18 protein-coding genes, 2 pseudogenes and 1 riboswitch are annotated in these 21,576 nt (G+C 44.5%); of the genes and pseudogenes, 8 read left to right on the top strand and 12 right to left on the bottom strand.

Annotated features, from left to right (window positions below; translation table 11 throughout):
• Positions 1 to 65 precede the first annotated feature (65 nt).
• Positions 66 to 944, bottom strand: a complete 879-nt coding sequence (locus PAV_RS20425) for an AraC family transcriptional regulator (protein ID WP_005549463.1) — start codon at positions 942 to 944, stop codon at positions 66 to 68.
• 218 nt (positions 945 to 1,162) lie between these two features.
• Between PAV_RS20425 and PAV_RS20430 the strand changes: the two genes are divergently transcribed.
• Positions 1,163 to 3,373 (top strand): GH92 family glycosyl hydrolase, encoded by a 2,211-nt coding sequence (locus PAV_RS20430; RefSeq protein ID WP_005549465.1) that lies wholly within the window; start codon positions 1,163 to 1,165, stop codon positions 3,371 to 3,373.
• Positions 3,374 to 3,482: 109 nt separating this feature from the next.
• Here the strand turns inward: PAV_RS20430 and PAV_RS20435 are convergent, their stop codons facing one another.
• Positions 3,483 to 4,151: a DUF1232 domain-containing protein gene (locus PAV_RS20435; RefSeq protein WP_040736443.1), complete on the bottom strand. Its 669-nt coding sequence runs from the start codon at positions 4,149 to 4,151 to the stop codon at positions 3,483 to 3,485.
• Positions 4,152 to 4,498: 347 nt separating this feature from the next.
• Here PAV_RS20435 and PAV_RS37710 point away from each other — a divergent pair.
• Both PAV_RS37710 and ytaF read left to right on the top strand, forming a co-directional pair.
• Positions 4,499 to 4,603: pseudogene (locus tag PAV_RS37710) on the top strand (DUF3973 domain-containing protein); the annotation flags it as partial.
• Between the two features lie 172 nt (positions 4,604 to 4,775).
• Complete coding sequence (gene ytaF / locus PAV_RS20450; RefSeq protein ID WP_005549470.1) at positions 4,776 to 5,423, top strand: sporulation membrane protein YtaF; 648 nt, start codon at positions 4,776 to 4,778, stop codon at positions 5,421 to 5,423.
• Positions 5,424 to 5,550: 127 nt separating this feature from the next.
• Here ytaF and PAV_RS20455 read toward each other — a convergent pair whose 3' ends face one another.
• Entirely contained in the window at positions 5,551 to 6,471 is a 921-nt protein-coding gene (locus PAV_RS20455) for a DMT family transporter (protein ID WP_005549472.1), read from the bottom strand.
• Between the two features lie 100 nt (positions 6,472 to 6,571).
• Positions 6,572 to 6,750: riboswitch (FMN riboswitch) on the bottom strand.
• Between the two features lie 228 nt (positions 6,751 to 6,978).
• Between PAV_RS20455 and PAV_RS20460 the strand changes: the two genes are divergently transcribed.
• The 4 genes and pseudogenes from PAV_RS20460 (at position 6,979) to PAV_RS20475 (ending at position 10,578) form a co-directional block, all read left to right on the top strand.
• The gene (locus PAV_RS20460) at positions 6,979 to 8,160 is read left to right on the top strand and encodes a GNAT family N-acetyltransferase (protein ID WP_005549473.1); all 1,182 of its coding nucleotides are present in this window, start codon (positions 6,979 to 6,981) and stop codon (positions 8,158 to 8,160) included.
• Between the two features lie 84 nt (positions 8,161 to 8,244).
• Entirely contained in the window at positions 8,245 to 8,556 is a 312-nt protein-coding gene (locus PAV_RS20465; protein WP_005549474.1) for a hypothetical protein, read from the top strand.
• Positions 8,557 to 8,680: 124 nt separating this feature from the next.
• Positions 8,681 to 9,465, top strand: a pseudogene (gene pdaA / locus PAV_RS20470) (delta-lactam-biosynthetic de-N-acetylase).
• A gap of 183 nt (positions 9,466 to 9,648) precedes the next feature.
• Entirely contained in the window at positions 9,649 to 10,578 is a 930-nt protein-coding gene (locus tag PAV_RS20475) for a DMT family transporter (protein WP_005549480.1), read from the top strand.
• Positions 10,579 to 10,659: 81 nt separating this feature from the next.
• Here PAV_RS20475 and PAV_RS20480 read toward each other — a convergent pair whose 3' ends face one another.
• The 9 genes from PAV_RS20480 to PAV_RS20525 form a co-directional block, all read right to left on the bottom strand.
• A complete protein-coding gene (locus tag PAV_RS20480; RefSeq protein ID WP_005549481.1) occupies positions 10,660 to 11,736 on the bottom strand; it encodes a lactonase family protein in 1,077 nt (358 codons plus the stop codon).
• Between the two features lie 163 nt (positions 11,737 to 11,899).
• Entirely contained in the window at positions 11,900 to 12,631 is a 732-nt protein-coding gene (gene gpmA, locus PAV_RS20485) for a 2,3-diphosphoglycerate-dependent phosphoglycerate mutase (protein ID WP_040736350.1), read from the bottom strand.
• Positions 12,632 to 12,773: 142 nt separating this feature from the next.
• A complete protein-coding gene (locus PAV_RS20490; protein WP_005549483.1) occupies positions 12,774 to 13,709 on the bottom strand; it encodes a Gfo/Idh/MocA family protein in 936 nt (311 codons plus the stop codon).
• Between the two features lie 26 nt (positions 13,710 to 13,735).
• Entirely contained in the window at positions 13,736 to 14,314 is a 579-nt protein-coding gene (locus PAV_RS20495; RefSeq protein WP_005549484.1) for an SCO family protein, read from the bottom strand.
• A 170-nt stretch (positions 14,315 to 14,484) separates the two neighbouring features.
• On the bottom strand, positions 14,485 to 15,765 hold the full coding sequence (locus tag PAV_RS20500) for an MFS transporter (RefSeq protein WP_005549486.1): 1,281 nt from the start codon (positions 15,763 to 15,765) through the stop codon (positions 14,485 to 14,487).
• A gap of 281 nt (positions 15,766 to 16,046) precedes the next feature.
• Entirely contained in the window at positions 16,047 to 16,973 is a 927-nt protein-coding gene (locus tag PAV_RS20505) for a TetR/AcrR family transcriptional regulator (RefSeq protein WP_005549488.1), read from the bottom strand.
• Between the two features lie 155 nt (positions 16,974 to 17,128).
• Entirely contained in the window at positions 17,129 to 18,355 is a 1,227-nt protein-coding gene (locus PAV_RS20510) for an MFS transporter (RefSeq protein WP_040736352.1), read from the bottom strand.
• A gap of 958 nt (positions 18,356 to 19,313) precedes the next feature.
• Complete coding sequence (locus tag PAV_RS20520; protein WP_005549491.1) at positions 19,314 to 20,171, bottom strand: ATP-binding cassette domain-containing protein; 858 nt, start codon at positions 20,169 to 20,171, stop codon at positions 19,314 to 19,316.
• A 548-nt stretch (positions 20,172 to 20,719) separates the two neighbouring features.
• Complete coding sequence (locus tag PAV_RS20525; protein WP_005549492.1) at positions 20,720 to 21,181, bottom strand: DMT family transporter; 462 nt, start codon at positions 21,179 to 21,181, stop codon at positions 20,720 to 20,722.
• Between the two features lie 221 nt (positions 21,182 to 21,402).
• Between PAV_RS20525 and PAV_RS36395 the strand changes: the two genes are divergently transcribed.
• A complete protein-coding gene (locus PAV_RS36395) occupies positions 21,403 to 21,528 on the top strand; it encodes a hypothetical protein (RefSeq protein WP_005549493.1) in 126 nt (41 codons plus the stop codon).
• The last annotated feature ends 48 nt before the right edge of the window (positions 21,529 to 21,576 follow it).

A 21,576-nucleotide genomic window follows, 5' to 3' on the forward strand; every position in this document is an offset into this window, starting at 1 on the left:
CACCGACAGGAGCTTCTTCAATGACCGTACATTTCGTACGAATTCAAAGAAGCTCCTGTTTATTTTTAGGAAGACAATAGTGCAATATGATTTTTCCTGCGATATGTCGTTGGGCTCATCTCCATTCGGTTCTGGAATACCCGAATAAAGGTAGGATAAGATCGGAAGCCTGCTTCATACGCTACATCTGTTATTTTCATATCCGTACTGATCAACAGATTGCACGCGTGTGCAATTCGAATCCGCTCCAAGAAGGAATAATAGTTCTCGCCGACCAACTGCTTGAAGGCAGTGCTAATATAAGAGGAGCTATAATTATATGTCTTGGAAAGAAACTCCAGCGTAATCTCCTCTTTGAAATTTTGATACACATAATAGACAACCTCCCACATTCCCCGCCGCAAATGATCGTCCTCAATATGGGAACCCTCATTCAAGTGGGCAATCCGGTATCGGTCGAACCATACAAATAACTCGGTAAGCTTTGCAAGGTATATCATCCGGCTCCAAGGCTTGTGTTCTTGCATTTCCTCATACATGTCTTGCAGCAGCAAGTGAATTCGGTTCGACGTGCTCGAATCCAAATGATAGGTTGTATTCTTGTCTCCCTCTGCTCCCTTCAGCAAACTGTGCAGGGCCAAGAGAGATTCCCCCGCACCAAAAAACGCCTTCAATCCGATTGCCCCGACATAGAGCCGCAGCTCATCCCCTTCTTGTATAGCTAGCTCATGAACTTGATGAGGGAATACGAGAGTAAATGTGCCTGGTGTCAACTGCTTCTCCACTCCGTTGATCATCTCTATGCCAGTTCCCTCTATGACATAAGTAAACTCAATGAATTGATGTACATGGGCAGGAACCGAGGCTTGAAGATGATGAATCTTCAGCGTGAACGGAAAATCACTATAGATTTCCTTATCACCTTGCAAATTGTACGGGAACATGCACACACCTCCTGCTGTTAGCATCCTTTTGATAACCACATTCTAACACAAAAATTGAGAGGTTTTTTAAAATAATGATAGGATAGATAGAGATTTATATCATATAATACATTATGTAAGTCATATTCAATATAACATTTTAAAAAATAAGAACATGTGTCTGTCACGATTGTAATTTGCAAAAACAGCGCACAACAAGTACAAAGGAGCGAAAATAAATGAGCTTGCTATCTCACGTAAACCCATTGCAAGGTACGGATTCGATATATCCTTATTCTAACGGCAACACATTGCCGCTCATCTCCCTGCCTTTCGCTATGAATGCATGGAGTCCGCAAACGACGGAAGCTGGCGGCGGATGGTTCTTCAATCCAAACCATAATCGTTTCGAAGGAATCCGACTTACGCACCAACCGAGTCCTTGGATCGGAGATTACGGGCATATGACATTCATGCCGCAATCCGGACCATTGAAGGCTTGGGCGCCTGAGCGTTCCTCCTCCTTCCGCAGACAGGACATGGTTGTACGCCCTGATTATTTCAAAGTTCGGATGCTGCGCTATCAAGCTACATTGGAATTGGCTCCAACGACGCGCTGTGCAAGCATGCGCCTGACGTTCGATCGCCTGGAGCAATCCCGGTTGATTCTGTCACCATTCCCTGGTGAATCCGCGATGAAGATTGATCCGAAGAATGGCACACTTACGGGCTATACGACAGCTAAGGCTGGAGGAACTCCCGATAACTACCGCATGTACTTCGTTGTGAAATTCGACTGCCCAATCGATGCTGAGGCAAGCGGATTGACAAATCATGAGTCGAAGCCTGTTGCAGGGTTGTCAGGTACAGATGAGCGCCTTGGCGCATATGTAGGACTGCAAGTGCCAGCCAATCGTGTTGTTCACGTACAGGTAAGTACATCCTTCATCAGTGAAGAACAAGCCTTCATTAACCTGAATCGAGAAATTGGCGAGCGCAGCTTCGATGAAGTACAGAAGCTGGCAGCAGATGTATGGGAAAAGCAGTTAAGCGTCATTCAAGTCGAAAGCGATGACAAGGACAAGCTGGACACGTTCTATACTTGTCTGTATCGGACTTCCCTGTTCCCACATCAAATCCATGAATTTGATGCGAATGATAAGCAAATCCACTTCAGTCCTTACAATGGCAAAATTGAAGAAGGCCCGCTCTTCGCTGACATCGGATTCTGGGATACGTATCGTACATCGTTCCCGCTGTACAACCTGCTCTACCCGTCCTTCATGAACGAAATGATGCAGGGCTGGGTCAATGCATACAGAGAAGGCGGTTGGATGCCAAAATGGGCTTCCCCGGGTGAACGCAGCATGATGCCAGGCACGCTCATTGATGTCAGCTTCGCAGACTCTGTTGCCAAGGGTGTTACCGGATTCGATGTGGCTACTGCGTTCGAAGGTTTGCTGAAGCATGCGATGACCGTTGCTGATGATCATCGTGTAGGACGTAAAGGAATGCAGGAGTATTTGAAGCACGGCTTCCTCCCTGCTGATATTCATACACATGAGAGTGTGTGCAACACACTTGACTATGTATATGGCGACTTCTGCATCGCACAAATTGCCAAGCATTTGGGACGCGATGCAGAGTATAAGCAGCTGATGGAGCGCGCTCGCAACTACAAGCACTTGTACGATCCAACGATTGGCTTCATGCGCGGCAAGCTGGAAGACGGAAGCTGGCTTGAGCCGTTCGATGCTACAGAATGGGGCGGCCCGTATACGGAAGGCGGGGCATGGCAGAGCAGTTGGGCCGTACAGCACGACCTTCTTGGGTTAGCAGACTTGATCGGCGGACGCAAGCAATTGAAAGAACGACTGGATGCATTGTTCGCTGCGGATCCAGAGTTCAAGGTTGGCTCTTATGGCTTCGAAATTCATGAGATGTCAGAGATGGCTGCAATCGACTTCGGTCAATTTGCGATTAGTAATCAACCAAGCTTCCATATCCCATACGTATATACCGCTCTAGGTTACCCTTCCTTGACGCAGCATTGGGTGCGCAAGACAATGGATGAACTGTTCAGCGCTCGTCCTGACGGCTTGCCGGGCGATGAGGATAACGGCAGTTTAGCTGCTTGGTATGTATTTGGCGCAATGGGCATCTTCCCTCTTACGCCTGGTGTTCCACAGTACGTGTTCGGAACGCCATTGTTCAAGAAGATGACTGTCAACCTGGACAACGGAAAACAAATTGTCATTGAGGCACCTAACAACTCTGCCGAAGCTAAATATGTAGCTGGTGTGCGTGTAAATGGTGAGCAAGTGTCCCATTTGTATATTGACCACGAACAATTAAAGGATGGAGCTGCCTTGTCCTTCACAATGGCAGAGGAGCCGCATGAGCAGCAATATGATGAATCCGCATTACCTTATGCAATGTCAAGAGCGTAAGGCAAATTCGATTGTTTCGTTCTTCATTAGGCTTGCTTCTTAGTCAATCGACCAAATAGAATGCAACAAGGCTAGGGGTGCTCCGGTCAAATTGCGACCTGGAACACCCCTATTTTTCTGCTAAACGCTGAGAAGCCTGAAGGTCAGATAATCTCTCCATTGCCAGCTGCACAGCCATCGCGTCATCAATATATCCGATTGGGAACAGATAATCTGGAATGATATCCGCTGATAAAATAAAATACAGCAGCGCACTCCCTAAAATAGCCCGCTCTTCTCTCGTTGCTTGATCGCTGCAATATTGCTCGTAAGCATCATGCAATTGATCAATGAAGGGGCCCCACCCGCTCACTTCTTTAACCTTAGCATGAAAATTGTCGCGAATCATCCGGTCACCTTCATCGGTTTGTGCATATTGCTCATATTTATCCAGCTCCTGCCTGACATGCTCCTTCGTAAATGGATAATCGAGCAGTTGTATCGACTTGACTATAAATTGAATGGTATCTTCCTTTAGTTCATCGCCAGTTGGCTCCACAGGAACCGATTCGAGCTTGCCGAATTCAACGCCGACGGCCTCCATCAATTGCTCAACGGGAATGGATAAATGCTTGGCGAATGAAGTGAGATGATGAATTTTGGCAGGCTGCTTACCGTTAATAATTCGAGAAATTGTTGCTGTATCCATTCCAGTTTGTTCACTCAGCTTGCGCATCGAGAGTGATTGCTCTTTCATGCACTTTTTCAGTATATCACCCAGTGGATTGCTCTGTACGATGGCCTTCACCTCCTGTCTTGATCACTTGCAATCCTTGCTCTCATTATGACCAGTATATGCACGGGTTCGCCTTGCCTACCCCATAATTTTATCTTCCATTGTGTCAAAGCGAACAAAACGAACGGGACGATGGCCGCAGACCAAATCCAATACCTGATCATTCCGTACACCAAGCAGTATTTCATCAACATGCCATTGATCATATGCGTAAGCCAACCGCATTCTGTTGAATTTTTTTCAACATTTCGATCGATACCTTATCACAACTCTCAACATCGTGACATATGATACCTCAACAGTGCTGCAAGCAGCACCGAACCATACCCACAATAAGGAGTTGAACAGCTATGTATTACTGCCTGAAATGTTCTCAAGTTCATTACGATGATGGCGCATCAGTAGTGTTTCGGAATGTGTTCTATGTGGATGAGATCACCAAACGCAAATTCCAGCTAGGAGAATGCCATTTGAAATCTCCGTTTCCCTACCCGGCAGGAAGTAAGTATCAGCAAGTATTCGTTCCTACCAGAGAAACCGTGCTGCAGATGCTGCACGAATAAGAGGAACGTCAATCCATTACTCATCGTTTGAATAAGTACGAAAGTAACAAGGGAGAGGTTCAGCATGCAGTGGATTATGATCCTAGGATTAGCAGTCGCATCGAGTATAGATAACTTAGGAGTAGGAATTTCCTACGGCATTCGGAAAATAAAGATTGGAGCTTTATCTAATGCTTTTATTTCAATCATTTGCTTTATCTTTAGCATGGCAGGCCTTATGTTCGGCCAGTGGATATCTAAGGTACTGCCAGGTATATTACCAACTCTATTAGCGGCATTTATTTTGCTCGTGGTTGGCATGCGCATCGTCTTACTCACTTCTCATCATGGGAATACGAAGGAAGAAGCTACAGTAGTCCTGAAAGCAAGTGGTGAAGAAAATTCTGGTTATGCGTTGGAGCGCATGCTGCAGAAGCCCGAAGAAGCAGATAAGGATAAATCAGGAACGATTAATTTGTGGGAAGCAACTATTCTTGGTGTCGCGCTGTCTGCCAATGCGCTGACAAATGGTCTTAGTGCCGGACTAATAGGATTGTCTCCGCTTGCCATATCATTGACCGCAGCAATTGGGAGCTTCGTTACATTATGGGCTGGCGCATTGCTTGGTCATAAACTGGCCAATATTCGAATTGGACGGTACACAGTAGGACAGTTCAGCACTGTGCTTAGCGGCGTTATCATCATCCTGATCGCGATCAATTCTTTCTTCTGAAAACACAATAGAACCCTTCTACAATGCGTTCAGGGGCATTGCAGATGGGTTCTATGTGATTACGTTTATGTTCAGAAGACAAATTCGCAGCGACAGCCGATCACATGCTGTGCCCCCTTATTGTCTGTCAATTTTGTCTTGATACGATATACAACGCGATCCAGATGAGAACGAAACCAGTAATTTGTGCACCCGTGACTACTTGATGGAACACAATCCAGTTCATTAGCATCCCTACCAATGGAAATGACAACTCCGCAAGTGTTGCGTAAGAAGCCTTTGTACTGGATAGACCGCGATAATAGAGCAAGAGACTTACTAGTCCTGGAAGCAGCGCCTGCAAGAAAATATATAACGAAAGTGTTCCCCATTCTGAGGCTGCAAAATTCCAGCTTGGCGACTCGATTGAAGTTAACACAATAAGCAGCGGGAGCGCAATTACAAATCGAAGAGATGTAACGGTCTCATATTCCATCTTGTCGAGAAGCATTCGACCCATTACGGTAGAGCCGCCCCACAAGAATGCTGCCCCTAGTGCCAAAATACTGCTATAGCCAATCACTTCATTATAGTGCCCAATTGGCAAAGACCATCCAAAAGTCAATAAATAAGTACCGATAATGGCAAGCAGAAGCAAAAGAGAGAACCGACGCGGCAGCGTCTCCTTCAATAACAATCTTGCCAAAATGATCGCAAAGACCGGTTGAAGCTTTTGCAGCAGCAGTACGCCATTCGCATCACCGTGTGCAAATGCCTCTGTGAACATGATTGTGGCAATGACAGAGCCACCCCATGACAGGAACAACAGTGCGAGTACATGCTTCCATGTACAGTTGCGCAGTTCCTTCCGGTGAATCCATAATACCGGGATCGCATACAGTGCGAGCATAAGATGCTCAATCAATACGATCTGAGTAGAAGTCATCGACTCCATTACCCATACCCGGAACAGTGGGCCAATACCCCACAATGCCGCTCCCATCGCGACGAACCATACTCCTTTGCGGGAGCTGTTCATTCGTGTGTCGGCCTCGATACGATGTTCCATATTCAATAACCTCCGAGGTTGTTGAATATCGGATCTAGACATGCAGAAGAGACAAATTCGCATTAGACCTGTTGTATGCAGTTGTTCCAAACAACGTGTGCGAGATCTTCTTCCATCCGGACTATACCGTCGGCCTTGGCTTCTCACCAAGTCAGTCGCTGTTCTTCCGTTCTCCGCTTAACCGTTACAAACAACCAAATAAGCGAACAGCGAGTCGCGGGCTCGGGCAGCTACGCCCATACCGCCGGTCAGGAATTTCACCCTGCCCTGAAGATCCATATTCAAACTACATAGTAGCATGTTGTTTAATTATTCACATGCCCTGTCTACATTATATCGAGATTTTAAATTTGAGCAATACGATATATCTCATTTTCATGAAACTTTTCATTGTTTGCATATATATACCAAATTCAAATATATTTCTTTTCTCCATTGCATCCCTTTCCATTTCATTTACAATAGATCGTATACCGCAACCTAATCATCTTTCCAGGAGGGGGCATCATGTCAATCGTTCGTTTGAATAAGGAACAATTATGGGAAACCTTTTCATTGTCCGAATATGCTTTTCAATACAAAATAAAACAAGAAGAGCACAATGAACGTCTTCAAAACCTGGAGCAGCATGACGTATATGGCATATTCGATCAAGGTCGCCTCGCTGCAAAGCTCCATATCATTCCTTTTGAAATCTATCTAGGACAAATGAAGCTGAAAATGGGCGGCATTGCCGGAGTGGCGACCTATCCCGAATATCGGCGCAAAGGCTACGCAAAGGAACTGCTGCTTTATTCTTTACAAGTGATGAGAGATGCAGGAACGTCCCTATCCATGCTCAATCCCTTTTCCTTCCCTTTCTATCGCAAATTAGGTTGGGAGGCTTGCAGCGATCGGATGACATGCCAATTTACACACCATGAATTGATTCCATTCCAGCATGAGCCGAGTGGTGTGGTTCGCCGCTTTTACAAGGAGACACATTCTCCGGATATCGAAGACGTATATGAAGCATGGTCTTTCCGGCATGCTGGCATGCTCGTGCGAGATAGAAAATGGTGGCTTGACTTGTATGATAATCATACTGCGGCAGTATATTATGACGAACATTCGCAACCTCAAGGATATATGTTGTACACGATGAACAACTCTGTGATGCAAGTAAGGGAATTCATGTGCATTACACCAGAATCCAGAATCGGATTGTGGAATTATATTTGCCAGCACGATTCCATGGCAAAACAAGTAGAGATGCGCCTTAACCAGGATGAACGGCTTCTGTTTGCCCTTGACAATCCACGAATTCCACGTACGCTGCATCCGAACTTCATGGCAAGAATAGTTGATGTTGCTTCGTTTCTAGAACATTATCAGTTTGCTCCCGTTTCCTTACACCAACCCATTATTTTGAGCATTCGCGATGTTCATGCACCTTGGAATAATATTTCAATTCTTTTACAGGAGGGGCACGCAACATTACTCTCTCCAAATGACTCACAAAATAACCCATTACTCAGCACAATTAACAATATCTATGTAGACATTCGATCATTGACAGCTTTACTGCTTGGTTATCAGCAGCCACTCGAATTGTATGAGTGCGGGATCCTTACTGGTGATTTCAGCAGCATCAAGGTTCTTGAGCAGTTAATCCCTAGGCTCCGTCCCTACATATCAGACTCTTTCTAGCCCCTTGTTGCGCTAGAGCATTGAGAATCGCAATTCATCTTCGTTATAATAAGCTGTATGAATCTATGTAAGGGAGATTTCTCAATGACTCGTAATCAAGTAGAACAGCAAATTATCGACAATTATGAACGTGATGAACAAATGATGATTCTTATTTTTGCCCAGTGGTGTGTAAACCATAATCTTGATCCTGCCGAACTCTATCATCGCGCATACCCGAAGCAAGGCGACAACTATCCATTGCAGCAGGCCATTGAACTTACCGTACCGAAGGAAGAGGCGGGGCCGATCCCAGATGAGACTTTGTTCGCCGTATTGTCGATGTATAATAACGAAGATCTTGCATTCGTCGTATCGGAAGAGATAGCAAAGCTGAAGCAAGGCCGCTCCAAATAATTTGCAAAAAATTAAAAAGTAAAATAGCGAAAGAATTGCAATTCTGTTCACGTATAAGATCATTGCAAATATGGAATAGTAGTCCATGATTGATACCAACTAACATCAAGGAGTATATTTGCATATGAAACGCATACGAATTGCCGCTCTTCTTCTCTGTTTGCTCGCAGCAAGCATCCATACGACCGCATTCGCTGGGCAGAGCCCCGCCTATCACTTTGGATTCAAGAAGAGTGTGAACGGCAAGCTTCCTTCAATTGACGAGGAAGGCTTCAAACCGACTATCGAGAAGCATGGAGCCATTTTTTTGGGCGATACAAACAAAAAATGATTTATTTAACCTTCGATAACGGTTATGAAAATGGATACACGGCACAAATCCTTGATACCTTAAAGGCCAAGAAAGTTCCCGCCATCTTCTTCGTTACAGGACATTATGTAAAAACACAACCTGAATTGCTGAAACGAATGATTCAAGAGGGGCATCTCATCGGAAATCATTCATGGAGCCATCCAGATATGACAACGAAATCTGATGAGCAAATACGTACAGAGCTGGATAAGGTCAAACAAGCTGTCACTGAGATTACTGGTGTAAAGGAAATGCCTTATTTACGACCGCCACGCGGTATATTTAATGACCGAACACTAGCTATAACGAAAAATATGGGGTATACCAATGTATTCTGGTCAGTGGCCTATCTGGATTGGGATGTCAATGCCCAACGTGGAACGAGCTACGCGTATGATAAGGTCATCAAGCAGCTTCATCCGGGTGCGGTCATTCTGCTCCACTCTATATCGAAGGATAATGCCGGGGCACTGGGTGCGATTATTGATGGCGCTCGCCAACAGGGATATGAATTTGCAAGTCTTGATCAATTGCAAGTGCAGCAGCCAGCTAAATAATACAGCTTCATCACATTTCACGATAAACGAATATCGTACCGATAAGGGCTGAAGAACATCATTATGTTCCTCAGCCCTTATTTGCAATTAACTATAGACTTTATATTTCAAGTTGACTGCAATTCGTGTATACTTGCTCATTGTGATTGCCAATTCATTCATATTCCGGGGTGTCTTTAGCTTATGTCATCAAGAAAAACATCGCAAGTGTATGCTTTGCTCATTGTAGGTATGATCGCAATTTCTTTCTCTGCCATTTTTGTAAAGTGGTCAAATGCACCAGCTTCTATTATCGGCATGTATCGTCTCCTAATTACCAACATTGTATTGCTTCCTTGGGTGTGGGCATACCGTTCCGAGTGGCGTTCTGTCCAGCGTAATGATTGGGTGCTCCTATTCCTGTCAGGCTTTTTCCTGGGACTTCATTTTCTGCTCTGGATGGAATCACTGCGCTATACAACCGTAGCCAGTTCGACGGTGCTGCTTGCCTTAGAACCGATACTCGTTATGGCAGGATCGTTCTGGTTTTTTAAACAGAAAACAACAGCTCCTGCATTAGTAGGCGTAGGGATCGCTCTATGCGGCATGATGCTGATTGGATGGGGAGACATGGCTGTATCCGGTCAAGCGTTGTACGGTGACATCCTATCCATGCTTGGCACGATAGCCGTAGTCATCCATATGCTGCTAGGACAGGATTTGCGCCAGCGCGTCTCTTCATATGTTTATAATTTCACGGTATTTCTTGTTGCTGGTCTAGCATTGGCTGCATATAACCTTTCTGCGGGATATTCCTTCACTGCTTATGAACCAAAAGAGTGGATTTTATTTGCATGCATGGCCATCATCCCAACTGTACTCGGACATATGCTGTTTAACTGGCTCCTGAAGTACATCAGCGCTACGTCCATTTCAATGAGTGTGCTTGGCGAACCCGTTGGTTCTATCATTTTGGCGTGGCTGCTCTTAGGGGAAACGTTAGTAATGACCCAACTCATCGCCTGTCTCCTGCTTATCATTGGTGTATGGGCGTTCCTTATGAGTGATCGGCGTGCTCACCACCCCTCTCCGCCCGCAATAACGGAAGCCGCACCATCCCGCTCCGTATTGTAATTCTGCCGAATGTAAAAAGCCGGTACTCGCAGCTAAGCGAATGCCGGCTTTATTGACTTCAACCATGCTGTATATTGAAAATTAGCTGTTCACGTACACAGGCTTCACACATACAGGCTTGGAAACTTGTACGGAATGCCCTGTATAGGCTATTTTCCCAGTGGCTCTATCTACATGGAACACTGCAATATTATTTGAATCTCGATTCGCAGCAAGCAAATAGGAACCTCCTGGTGTCAAAGCGAAGTGACGCGGATGCCCTCCTTCTGTAGACACATATTCTATAGTCGTCAGCTTTCCTGTATCCGGGTGAACGGCGTATACAACGATGCTATCGTGCCCACGATTTGAGCCGTACAGGTATTTTCCATCTTCAGAAATGGCTATCTCGGCACATCCGTTTTCGCCATCATAATTCGCAGGCAGTGTAGAAACAGTCTCAATTGGTCGAAGCTCTCCATTTTCCGAATGATAAGAAAATACGCTTACCGTCGAGTTCAGTTCATTAATCACATAAACGAATCGCCCATTGGGATGGAAGGTCAAGTGACGCGGCCCGGAGCCTGCTGGAACTTCATATTCTCCTTGCGGAACCAATACATTGCGTTGCTTGTCAATCGAATAACACTTCACGCGGTCACTTCCCAAGTCGGACACATATACATATTGCTCGTCTGGACTGAAAAAGGCAGAGTGTGCACGTGCCTGATTTTGATTCGGATGAGGCCCTTGACCAACATGCTGCTGAACATCGAGCTGTCGACCTACCTGTCCATTTTCCTCCAGCGCCAACAATCCAATACGACCACCATGATAGCTGGATACGATTAGATAACGGCTGTTCGAGTCGCGCTGGATGTGGCATGTAGGAGCATCAAGTGAAAAAACGCGATTCAACTGTGTCAGCTTTCCTGAATCTGTATCGATTGCAAAGCTAACCGCTTCCGCTGTCTTCGTACCATCTTCAGCAGCGCATTCCCCAATTGAATAAAGCTTCTTATGATCGATATCGACATTTATGAATGTCGGGTTCTTCAGTCCCGACACGTCATCCAGCTTCGTGAGCTGTCCAGACTTCTCGTCAAATGAATATACATATAGTCCAGAAGAATCTGCTTCTGCATACGAACCAACAAAAACTAGTGTACGTTGTTCCATGTATGTAACTCCCTTCGGTAATTGTCCTTAAGTAGACAGGAAAATAATATTGTTTCTCTACTTTACACTTGGTGCATCGGAATATCAACATGAGTGTCTTACATACAAAAATTAAGCAAATAGAGAGCTGCTTCTATCGCAGCTCTCCCTGATCTTCCGTATTCTAAATGTGTTCAGGAATGATTCCTGTAGGGATTTCACCATCCAGCCCCAAATAGTAGCGCCGGATTGGCGCTAACTTCTCGTCAAGCTCATATACAAGCGGTGTTCCCGTTGGAATGTTCAGATTCGCAATGCCGTCAGCAGGTATGTTGTCCAAATACTTTACAAGCGCCCGCAGCGTATTGCCGTGAGCGGCGATGATGATGCGTTCCCCTACACGAATAGCCGGGGCAATGGACTCATGCCAATAAGCGAGCACACGCTTCTCAGTATCTTCTAAATTCTCTGTCAGTGGAAACTGTCCCGGTTGTAATGCTGCATATTTTCGGTCATCGGCTTCATAGCGGGGATCATTCAATTCCAAAGCAGGCGGCCGGACATCAACGGATCTGCGCCAGAGATGAACCTGCTCTTCCCCATATTTTTCTGCCGTTTCTGCCTTATTTAGACCCTGTAATGCGCCGTAATGCCGCTCATTCAGCTTCCATGTATGATGAATCGGAATCCACATTTGATCCATTTCGTGGAGTGCAATCCACAGTGTGCGGATCGCCCGCTTCAAGACCGAAGTATGGGCCGTGTCAAACTCAAATCCATGTTTGCGCAAAATTTCTCCTGCTTGTCTCGCTTCAATTAGACCCTGCTCAGACAAGTCAACATCCGTCCAACCTGTAAATCTATTCTCCAAATTCCAAATGCTTTGACCATGTCGGATAAGTACAAGTTTCATCATACGCGGCTCCTTTCCGTGAGCGTACCACGTTCACTACAACCTAGTTGATCATGAATGATTTCGTCCTTCTACTCTCTTTTTATCCAAAAAACATGTAAATGAAACAAACAATGAAATGTAATGTAACTTGATGTAAATCCTTTCAAAGTTTCTTGTTCCTCGCACATAATGTCTCGACAAGCTCGTGCGAGGCCAGCACTTGATCTGCGCGTATAGTGCATTGCTCCGGCATATCAATGGAATCGAGAAAATGATTAATAATGCCGTGGAAGCCGCGACGATAGCTAATAGACTCCCAGCTTCCGAACTGTTTTACCTGCTGGCCGTTTGTTCGATCATGCCATACTGCTTGCTCCAGATTCGTAATTTCAACAGTCCGTCCACCCCCATGCAGCTCAACCTTTTCTAGGTCTACCCCAGCACGGCGATTCATACTGAATATTGCAGTGGCTTGATCGAACAATAAGCTTCCCGTTGCATGCAGTAATTTCCCTGATTCGTCTTGCGACTCGACATAGGAAGCGAGCTGATGCGGTTTCATGCCGAGCCATAACATGAGATCCAACATATGGATCATATCATCATACAATGTATGCTTTGCACTCATCTGCTGCTGTCTTGTCCGATGCTTTTGAGAAATGCACAGGTCGAACCCTCCTGCCTCATCGATCCATCTCTTCGCTTCTGTATACATCGGAGCGAACCGTCGATTAAAACCGACAGCTAGCAGACGTCCCTGTTCCTGAGCGACTTTAGCCATCCGCGTCGATGCCTCTATGTCATAGGACAATGGTTTGTCCACATACACATGAATCCCCTGCTGTAAACAAGTGATTACGATTTCTTCATGCGTTGGGGTAGGCGTATGAACGAATACGGCATCAGGCTTTTGATCCAGTAATGGTTCCAGCTCCGTATATCTGCCTTCCATTCGATATCGCTGGCCAACCGCATCTACCGTGGATTTTGTTCGGCTCATCATTCCTACAATGTCAATACGATCAGATTGACCCAGCACAGGAAGATACGCTTTCTGCGCGATGTCCCCCAGCCCAATGATCCCAATTCTTTTTCTCATCACTTTTCTACCTCCATAACCACCCATCAATCCAACAAAGATTTCACGTCTTCGATGATTTTATCCTCCTGCGGCTCTAATCCATTGTAGCGCGTGAGCACCGTTCCTTCTTGATCAACGAGGAAAATAGAAGTTGGATGATTCACTTGATCATCTCCATCTACCTTTTGCACATGTGATTTGAACGTCTCACGGCTGTAGGATTCAATGGCTGCCTGATCATAGCCTGTAACAAAACGCCAATGCGTTGTATCGGCTTTATATTTGCCAAGAAACTTCTTAATCTTCTCTGGCGAATCAATCGAAGGATCAACACTAAATGACAAAATATGTATATCCTGGATTCCGTTTTCTTTTAATTTGTCTTGAATTTGCGTTAAGTTGAAGGTCATTGGCGGACACACCGTATTGCAGCTTGTAAATGCGAAGTTGACCAGCCATACCTTGCCCTTCATTTGTTCGGTGTTAAAAGGCTGCCCATCTTGATCCGTTGCCTCAAAAGAAGCAACCTTCCAGTCATAATCATTTGGCTTGGGCTTGCCTCCGCAGGCGACTAGAACGACCATCAGGATAGCAATTGCACTGCTAACGAGTATTCTCTTCATACTGGCCTCCACAATACGATACCAACATCGTTTTTTCCTTATTGTACCGTAATTACAAGCCTATTTTTACCACGTATGACCCTATTAAGCTACGATATTGTGACAATTCTGTACATTCATGCTAATACATGCAAGTGTTTCGTGATCATAAAGGAGTAGACCGGCACTCCTTAGCACTTTATAGGCACATCTTTTTCCAATGATAATTCATGAAATGATTTCACACGTAGTTGTAAAAATGGGGTGAACAGTAATGTACAAGCCGAAGCTAACAATCCAATGCCACCCGCAAATAAAGCGAACCGTAACCCCATTGCCCCCCCTATCATCCCTCCAATTAACGAACCAAGCGGTAAAGAACCCCACGAGATAAATCGAAATGTAGCATTCACGCGCCCTTGCAGGGCATCGGGTACAATTACTTGACGTAAACTGAGGGTACTAATGCTAAACATTGAGACTCCCATTCCGAAAAGAAGCTGTCCAAGCATCATAATCAACGCAATACTTAATTCTGATCCTACTGCTAATGGAGCAAGCAAACCGCCACTTGCTGCGATCGTAGCGGAACCCACAATAGTTGGACCTACTCCAAAACGACGTACAACCCTTTGGGCAAGCAGAGAGCCAAATAGGTACCCTACTCCTAGCGTTCCATAAATGATGCCGAGAATGCTCGCACTGATTTTGAGTTCTTGCGATGCATATAGAACATAAATACTAAAAATAACATTCCAGGAAAGGTTAAAGACTGTTGAGCAGCGCACCACTCCCCACAGCAACGGTTTTGTGTAAACCGTATGCAGACCTTCTTTCATTTCCAGCCATATGTTTTTTTGTTTTTTCGCATCTGTCACGACTGTCTCCGACTTGCGAATCCGGGCTATGTACACAGCGGATACAAAAAAGGATGCCGACGTGAACAATATTGCAAAAGGAGCGGTGATTAACTGTTCCAATCCACCTGATAAACCTGGCCCAGCAATTTTTTCGGTAGATTTACTTGTCTCTAGTTTGCTATTCCCATCAATAAGCTGCTCCTTCCTCACAATGGAAGGCAAAAAGGATGTATAGGCAACATCAAAAAAGACAGTACAGATACCCACTATGAAGGCTACCAAATATAGAACTGTCATATTCAGGAATCCAGCTAAGGCTGTCAGCGGCACAATGAGCAGTATTGCACCCCTGAAAAAGTTAGCGGCGACAAGAATTGGTCGCCGGGGAAATCTGTCTATCCATACACCAGCGATCAAACCGAAAATAATAAATGGCGCATACTCGGCAAAACCAAGCAACCCCATTTGCATGGGACTGGCCCCTAAATAGAGAGCTGCCACTAATGGCATTCCTAATAATGCAACCTGAGTCCCAAACTGTGATGCAGTTTGCCCAATCCAGAGCCTGCGAAAATCTGTGTTCGTTAACAATCCTTCCACCTTGTTATTCATGCTCATTCCCCCATTTTTTCGTCACAACGAATTGCCAGTCAAATTTGCATTTTTAGTATAGGGGAAATTGCGTTTCAAGATCTTGCGCTTTCATTATCGCAAATGTTGGATGATTCATTTTGCCCGTAAATTCATTCATTTTCCTGTCCGCTAGCGTAATGGCGCATCGTCAGTCTAATACTATACTTTCTGAGTCTATAACATTATTTACACGATCTAACACTTTGTCTTCCGAGTCTACAACATTATTTTCTTCGAACAGCAAGAAGCACTCTCGCGAATTAGCGAAGAGTGCCCTGGGTATAACCGAATGTACTATGAATCGATTGACGCAAGTGATCGTATAACGGAGTTCTTGTCGCGATTACTTTCAAATTGGACAACATTCCAAGCAAGATTACCTTGCGTGGACGTACCTGAAGCAATTCTTCTTCGAGAACGAGAATCGAATCGAGGATATCCTGCTTATTCAATCCTTCCTTCGAACCATCTGCCGCGTTGTCTACAACCTCCCGCAATTGCTTTACAAGTACAAGCGGATGCAGGTTCTTCATCTTCATTTGATCTTCGTTCCATAAGTCGAACATGCTGCCATTCAGCAGCGGTTCAGGCCGATATTTCAACAGCCCCTCAGCCAAATAATCCATGCTGCTTACGAGATATCTGCTTAACCGCTCTATCTCAATCGGAACATGATCAAATAACCTCATGTACATATAGGTGAAAATTAAACTGCTCAGCAAGGTGGCAGCATCCAGCGCATAAGGAGTAAATGGTTCCCCGTAAATTTCGTGCAAGGACTCCGTAAGCGTATCAAGATTGTACTTGCTTATCTTCTGCATAAATTCGCGTAGCTCTTGGCTTGCTGCATGCTCTGTATTGTCCCGCATCTGCATCTTAACAAGCTCTGGATGCTCGTTCCAGATATGCAGATAGATCTCAATCTTGCTGACTAACCGATCACGCGGATTAAGCTGATTCTCCCGTTCCATCAATTGCATGCGATCTTGCAGCAGCTTCGCTTGATATTCAAAAATAGTCAGCAGCAGTTCATCCTTAGAGCTATAGTACTGATACACGCTCCCTTTCGACATTTTGCAAAAAGAGGCGACTTCCTGCATCGTTGTTTGCATAAAGCCCTTGGACGCAAACAATTTCATGGCAGATAATAGGATTTGCTTCTTCTTTTCTGGCATAAGTTCTTCCATGTAAATGTCCTCCATGACATCATTCCATTGAGTTCCCAGTATGACTAATAAGTTCCCACCATCATAACAAAAGTGGCTGTTACCTGCAACCACGGGAGCAATAACCTATAAACATGGAGATCTTTTCAGATGTCGCTGTATGATGACCAGGGCTATTATAGTGCCTTCGCATCTTTACTATGCTTTGACGCTGTCGAATATGCGGCATCCTGCTTCCAGCTTACCAGCATGCCTGCGCTCGCGAATAACACGATTGCTCCGAAAGCATATGGGATTTGGACATGAATGTCAAACAGTATCCCTGCGATTGCCGGCCCAATAATGTTGCCAAGACTCATGTAAGCATTGTTCATTCCTGCGACAAACCCCTGTTCATCCCCTGCCATTTTCGATAGCAATGTATTGATAGCCGGACGAACGATTGAAGTCGCCACAAAGAACAGCATTGTAACAAATAATATGAGGAAATAATTCGATACGAACAAAAGCAAAATCATACTTATCCCCGAAAGACCGAACATGGCGAGCAGAACCTTCTTTTCTCCGAACTTTCGAAGCAAGCGTTCGATTAGCACGGCTTGGCATATCACTCCGATAATAGCTCCTAGCGTAATCATGAGTGAGATATCCTTTGGTGTAAATCCATATTTCACATCCACATACAAGCCAAATATCGCTTCAAAATTTTGCAGTCCAAACGTTAAGGAGAGCACGAGCACCAAAAGCATAAAGTATGGCGCTTTCATTGAAGCTGCCATCTGCCGAAGAAGGTTATCTTGCTTCTTATGACTGCTTCTGGCTCGCATGCGCTCTTCCATCGACAGCGATTCAGGCAAGAATAACAAAGTGACTGCTGTTGAAACTCCAGCAAGTGCAGCTGCCGTGTAGAATGGGATACGTATTCCGTAATCCGCCAACATACCGCCTATTCCTGGTCCTATGACTACACCGAGCGTCATAGATGCCATAAGCAGTCCAAGTCCCTTCCCACGTTTCTCTTCTGTCGTGATATCCGCCACATAAGCCATCATAGGAGGTGTCATCAATGCTGCTGAAATCCCTCCAAGCAGACGAGAGGCATATAACATCCACATTTCCTCTGCAATCCCGAACATGATCTGCGAAATCGTGAACAACCCGATTCCTGCCACAATAGGCAGCTTCCTCCCATATTTGTCCGACATCTCTCCTGCGATTGGCGAGAACAGGAACTGTGTTAGCCCGAAAGCTGCAACGAGATATCCCATCGCTTGCCCAGTAGCTCCGAACTCAGTTACATATTTGGGCAATATGGGGATAATGAGTCCCATCCCTACCATCGCAATGAACATGTTAATCATCAGAATGACAAGTGAACCTGATCTTTGTGTTGATTCAGACAATCCCTTCAACTCCTCTTTAGAACCCATAAGTTTTATTACTGACCTATTGGTCGAATTCAATACTACTTCACCCTGATCCACCTTGTCAAATCCTTTTTTTCATTGCCTTTGAAGCATAATTGCATCTGCTTGGAATTTCTGCATACTAAAAAAAGCAGCTATCATGACGAGAAATCTCGCCGATAACTGCTTTAATTCATTATTATGGTCAACATAAAATATACAGCAAAAAATGATGTGCATTTCTTTCTTATGGTGAATCTAGTTTACGTTTATTAAGTACAAATAAGAATAAAGCACCTATCATGATCCCGTAAAGTAGTGATGCTCCAATCGCCGATATTTTTACAAAAAATTCCGTATCGTCATAATCAGATAGAACATTTAGCGTTTTGTTTACGGGCGGGAATAGTAAAATTGCATATTTCAGCCTCTCTGGTAATAGATTTTCGAGCGGTGTTGCACTAAACGTAATAACGACTAAAAGACTTAGCATTAGGAAAGACGTTACACGCGAACGAATGAATTTCGAACTAAACCAGCAGGTTAACGAAACTGCTAGCCAGGATATAGATAAATGATAGAGTAAAGACATGAATAATTCTTCAAAGCTAGGATTCCTATCAAATTTGTGAAAGATCGCCGGAAACAGTACTGCGTATAGGGCAAGTGGAATAGTAAAGATCCAGCTATATAATAATTTTGATAAATAAAGACGATATAAGCTGCCGGAGTGTATCATCGTCACTGCTTCTTGGCTAGGTGTCTCGAGATCAATGATTGTATAGCATAATACGCATGCAACAACAAATAGAAATGATGTAGAAAACGCATAGCTTTCCATTACTGGATTAGGTACTACACTATAAACAAAAAGATTCCAAGGATAAAACAAAAGTAGGCGGTCCATATCGATAGGAGCGCATAAAACAGGTATGTAAAAACGAAAACATAGAAATCATGAGTGGGCCATCTCCTTTCGTTGTAAGGTGATGATCTCTACGCCTCTATGTACGAATTCTATCATAAAACCATGATAATCCTTTTGCATAATGATAAATGTAATCCGCCCATTTTCATCTTTCCAAGTAACCTGTGGAAAAAGACTCGTTAGGTGGCCAAGTGCTCCCTTAGTTAAAACACATTCAAGCTCGAAAAATGTAGTGCACGGACGTTGAGAAGCTTCGATACGTTCCTCCCTTAACCTGCCTTGTTGAATCCAATAGATACGACTTTCTAATTGAGTTGCAAGTAAAGGATCATGAACAGCAGCTAAAATAGATGTTCCGTTTGCTTTTATTGTTGTCAGGGAAGCAAGCAAATGCTCGATCGATTCTTTGTCCAGACCAGAGAAAGGTTCATCCAACACAAGCAGATCCGGACTATTGATCGTAGCCTGCATTAAGTTAACTTTTTGCAGCATCCCTTTCGAGAAATGAGTCATCTTTACGCTTTGGCTTTGTTCGAGATTAAAAAACGTGTGCAGCTCCTTAATGCGCTCTTGAAGATCATTTCTTGGTACATTTGATATTTTGCCCATGTGGGTCAGGTATTCCGTTGATGTCATCCTTAATTTTGACAACCGATCGGGCGTATACCCGATCACTACTTTTGAATGCTTCAGTACTCGTTGGCCCGACGTGAATGGAATTAATCCGGTCACAATTCGAAGCAGCGTGCTTTTGCCTGATCCATTGCTTCCTCTTAATATGATACATTCTCCTTGCTTAATATTTAGCGAAATATCCGACAAAACAACTCGATCACCATATTTCTTCGTAACTTCCTTTAATGTCAATAGTGCATCCGATGCCATTTCCCCACCACCTTAAAAATACATATATTTATCATGTTAACATAGTTACCCCTCTCAAGGGATATAATGCCTTCCAATGCGATGAGCATCCAACTTAAGCAGGAGGGAGCCATGAACAATATTGATGTACCGTTCGGTAAGATCCGCTCTAGTTGCCTGTACCTTGTCACTCCGCACCTTGATTAATGTTGACGGAATAAAGGCCCAAGCCCATAACGGTTGTAAATTCCATCGAGCAATATTCGTTGTTCTTATCAATCAGCCTACAGCAAGCGGGCAGTATCTTTCAAAGACGGTTAGACGCAAAGAACCCGAGAGAGGGCACTTGTATTAACGTGTCCCTCTCTCGGGTCATATGATTCTCAAAAGCTCAACTTTCGTAGCAAGAAATGTCGCTAAGAGCATCTGATTTAGTTCCGCATTCGGAGTAAAAAACTATTGTTCTCCAGCAACTTCGTGCGCAATACGGAATCGGCATCATTCTCATCAACAAAGATTGGCCATTGGCAGTCCACTTGTCACCAGACACCTATCTAAGCGCCTTCTATCTAGCCTTGAACACGATGCTGCTCACCTTGTTCGGGGCCGCTTATCTCGTCCTCCATGGCAATAGGCGCTCCCTCTGTCCGGTTCAGTTTTGCATCCGCTTCGAGTGCTGGCCTCACTGCATCAGATTGACTGCTTTCATGACCTCCACCCTGCAAATTCAACCCAATTACGCCGAGAATAATGAGCAGGATAGAGATAACCTTAATCCAAGACATTGACTCAGAGAAGAAATAATATCCGATAACTGCGATCGCAGCAGTTCCCATACCAGACCATATAGCATATGCAACACTAACATTAATCTGCTTTAGTGAAAAATTCAAGCTCGTAAATGCGAGCAGATAGCAGACAATCATCAGAACGGACGGTATTGGCCTTGTAAAGCCATTCGACATCTTCATTGAAATCGTTCCGATAATCTCCAGTGTAATCGCACCAATTAAGTAAAGCCAACTCATCATCCTTGAATCACAACTCTTCCCCCATGTCTATCGGCATTCATCATTATGTCTATGGATAATAGGACAATAGAGCTATTATGTTCCATGCTCCACGACTTGTCAAATGACTAGAATGCATATAAATTAGGCGTTTCCTTCCCCTTATTCGTCTAGTCAGCGTGCTCCTAACCTACATACACATATAACGTAAGATAAATGCATGATGAAAGGAGCCAATGAACATGTCTGAAGTATGTGGTCCAGTTGGAGGCTTTTGTGGAGGTTTCACTAGCATTGGCGTAATTCTTGTTCTCTTCATTTTGCTCGTCATCATTAGCCGTTCTTGGGGTTGCGGTTTCGGTTTCTAACCACACCAACAACCCCGGCTGTTGCTGCCGGGGTTGTTCCTCTACCGT

Origin of the sequence: Paenibacillus alvei DSM 29 (assembly GCF_000293805.1) — a bacterium.
GTDB classification, from domain to species: Bacteria; Bacillota; Bacilli; order Paenibacillales; family Paenibacillaceae; genus Paenibacillus_B; species Paenibacillus_B alvei.

Excerpts from the sequence above, each read along its gene's own strand:
- PAV_RS20460 (WP_005549473.1), top strand. The coding sequence starts at position 6,979 with ATGTCAATCGTTCGTTTGAATAAGGAACAATTATGGGAAACCTTTTCA.
- PAV_RS20430 (WP_005549465.1), top strand. The coding sequence starts at position 1,163 with ATGAGCTTGCTATCTCACGTAAACCCATTGCAAGGTACGGATTCGATA.
- PAV_RS20425 (WP_005549463.1), bottom strand. The coding sequence starts at position 944 with ATGTTCCCGTACAATTTGCAAGGTGATAAGGAAATCTATAGTGATTTT.
- PAV_RS20495 (WP_005549484.1), bottom strand. The coding sequence starts at position 14,314 with ATGAAGAGAATACTCGTTAGCAGTGCAATTGCTATCCTGATGGTCGTT.
- PAV_RS20465 (WP_005549474.1), top strand. The coding sequence starts at position 8,245 with ATGACTCGTAATCAAGTAGAACAGCAAATTATCGACAATTATGAACGT.
- PAV_RS20455 (WP_005549472.1), bottom strand. The coding sequence starts at position 6,471 with ATGGAACATCGTATCGAGGCCGACACACGAATGAACAGCTCCCGCAAA.
- PAV_RS20500 (WP_005549486.1), bottom strand. The coding sequence starts at position 15,765 with ATGAATAACAAGGTGGAAGGATTGTTAACGAACACAGATTTTCGCAGG.
- PAV_RS20505 (WP_005549488.1), bottom strand. The coding sequence starts at position 16,973 with ATGGAAGAACTTATGCCAGAAAAGAAGAAGCAAATCCTATTATCTGCC.
- PAV_RS36395 (WP_005549493.1), top strand. The coding sequence starts at position 21,403 with ATGTCTGAAGTATGTGGTCCAGTTGGAGGCTTTTGTGGAGGTTTCACT.
- gpmA (WP_040736350.1), bottom strand. The coding sequence starts at position 12,631 with ATGATGAAACTTGTACTTATCCGACATGGTCAAAGCATTTGGAATTTG.
- PAV_RS20520 (WP_005549491.1), bottom strand. The coding sequence starts at position 20,171 with ATGGCATCGGATGCACTATTGACATTAAAGGAAGTTACGAAGAAATAT.
- PAV_RS20525 (WP_005549492.1), bottom strand. The coding sequence starts at position 21,181 with ATGATGAGTTGGCTTTACTTAATTGGTGCGATTACACTGGAGATTATC.
- PAV_RS20475 (WP_005549480.1), top strand. The coding sequence starts at position 9,649 with ATGTCATCAAGAAAAACATCGCAAGTGTATGCTTTGCTCATTGTAGGT.
- PAV_RS20490 (WP_005549483.1), bottom strand. The coding sequence starts at position 13,709 with ATGAGAAAAAGAATTGGGATCATTGGGCTGGGGGACATCGCGCAGAAA.
- PAV_RS20480 (WP_005549481.1), bottom strand. The coding sequence starts at position 11,736 with ATGGAACAACGTACACTAGTTTTTGTTGGTTCGTATGCAGAAGCAGAT.
- ytaF (WP_005549470.1), top strand. The coding sequence starts at position 4,776 with ATGCAGTGGATTATGATCCTAGGATTAGCAGTCGCATCGAGTATAGAT.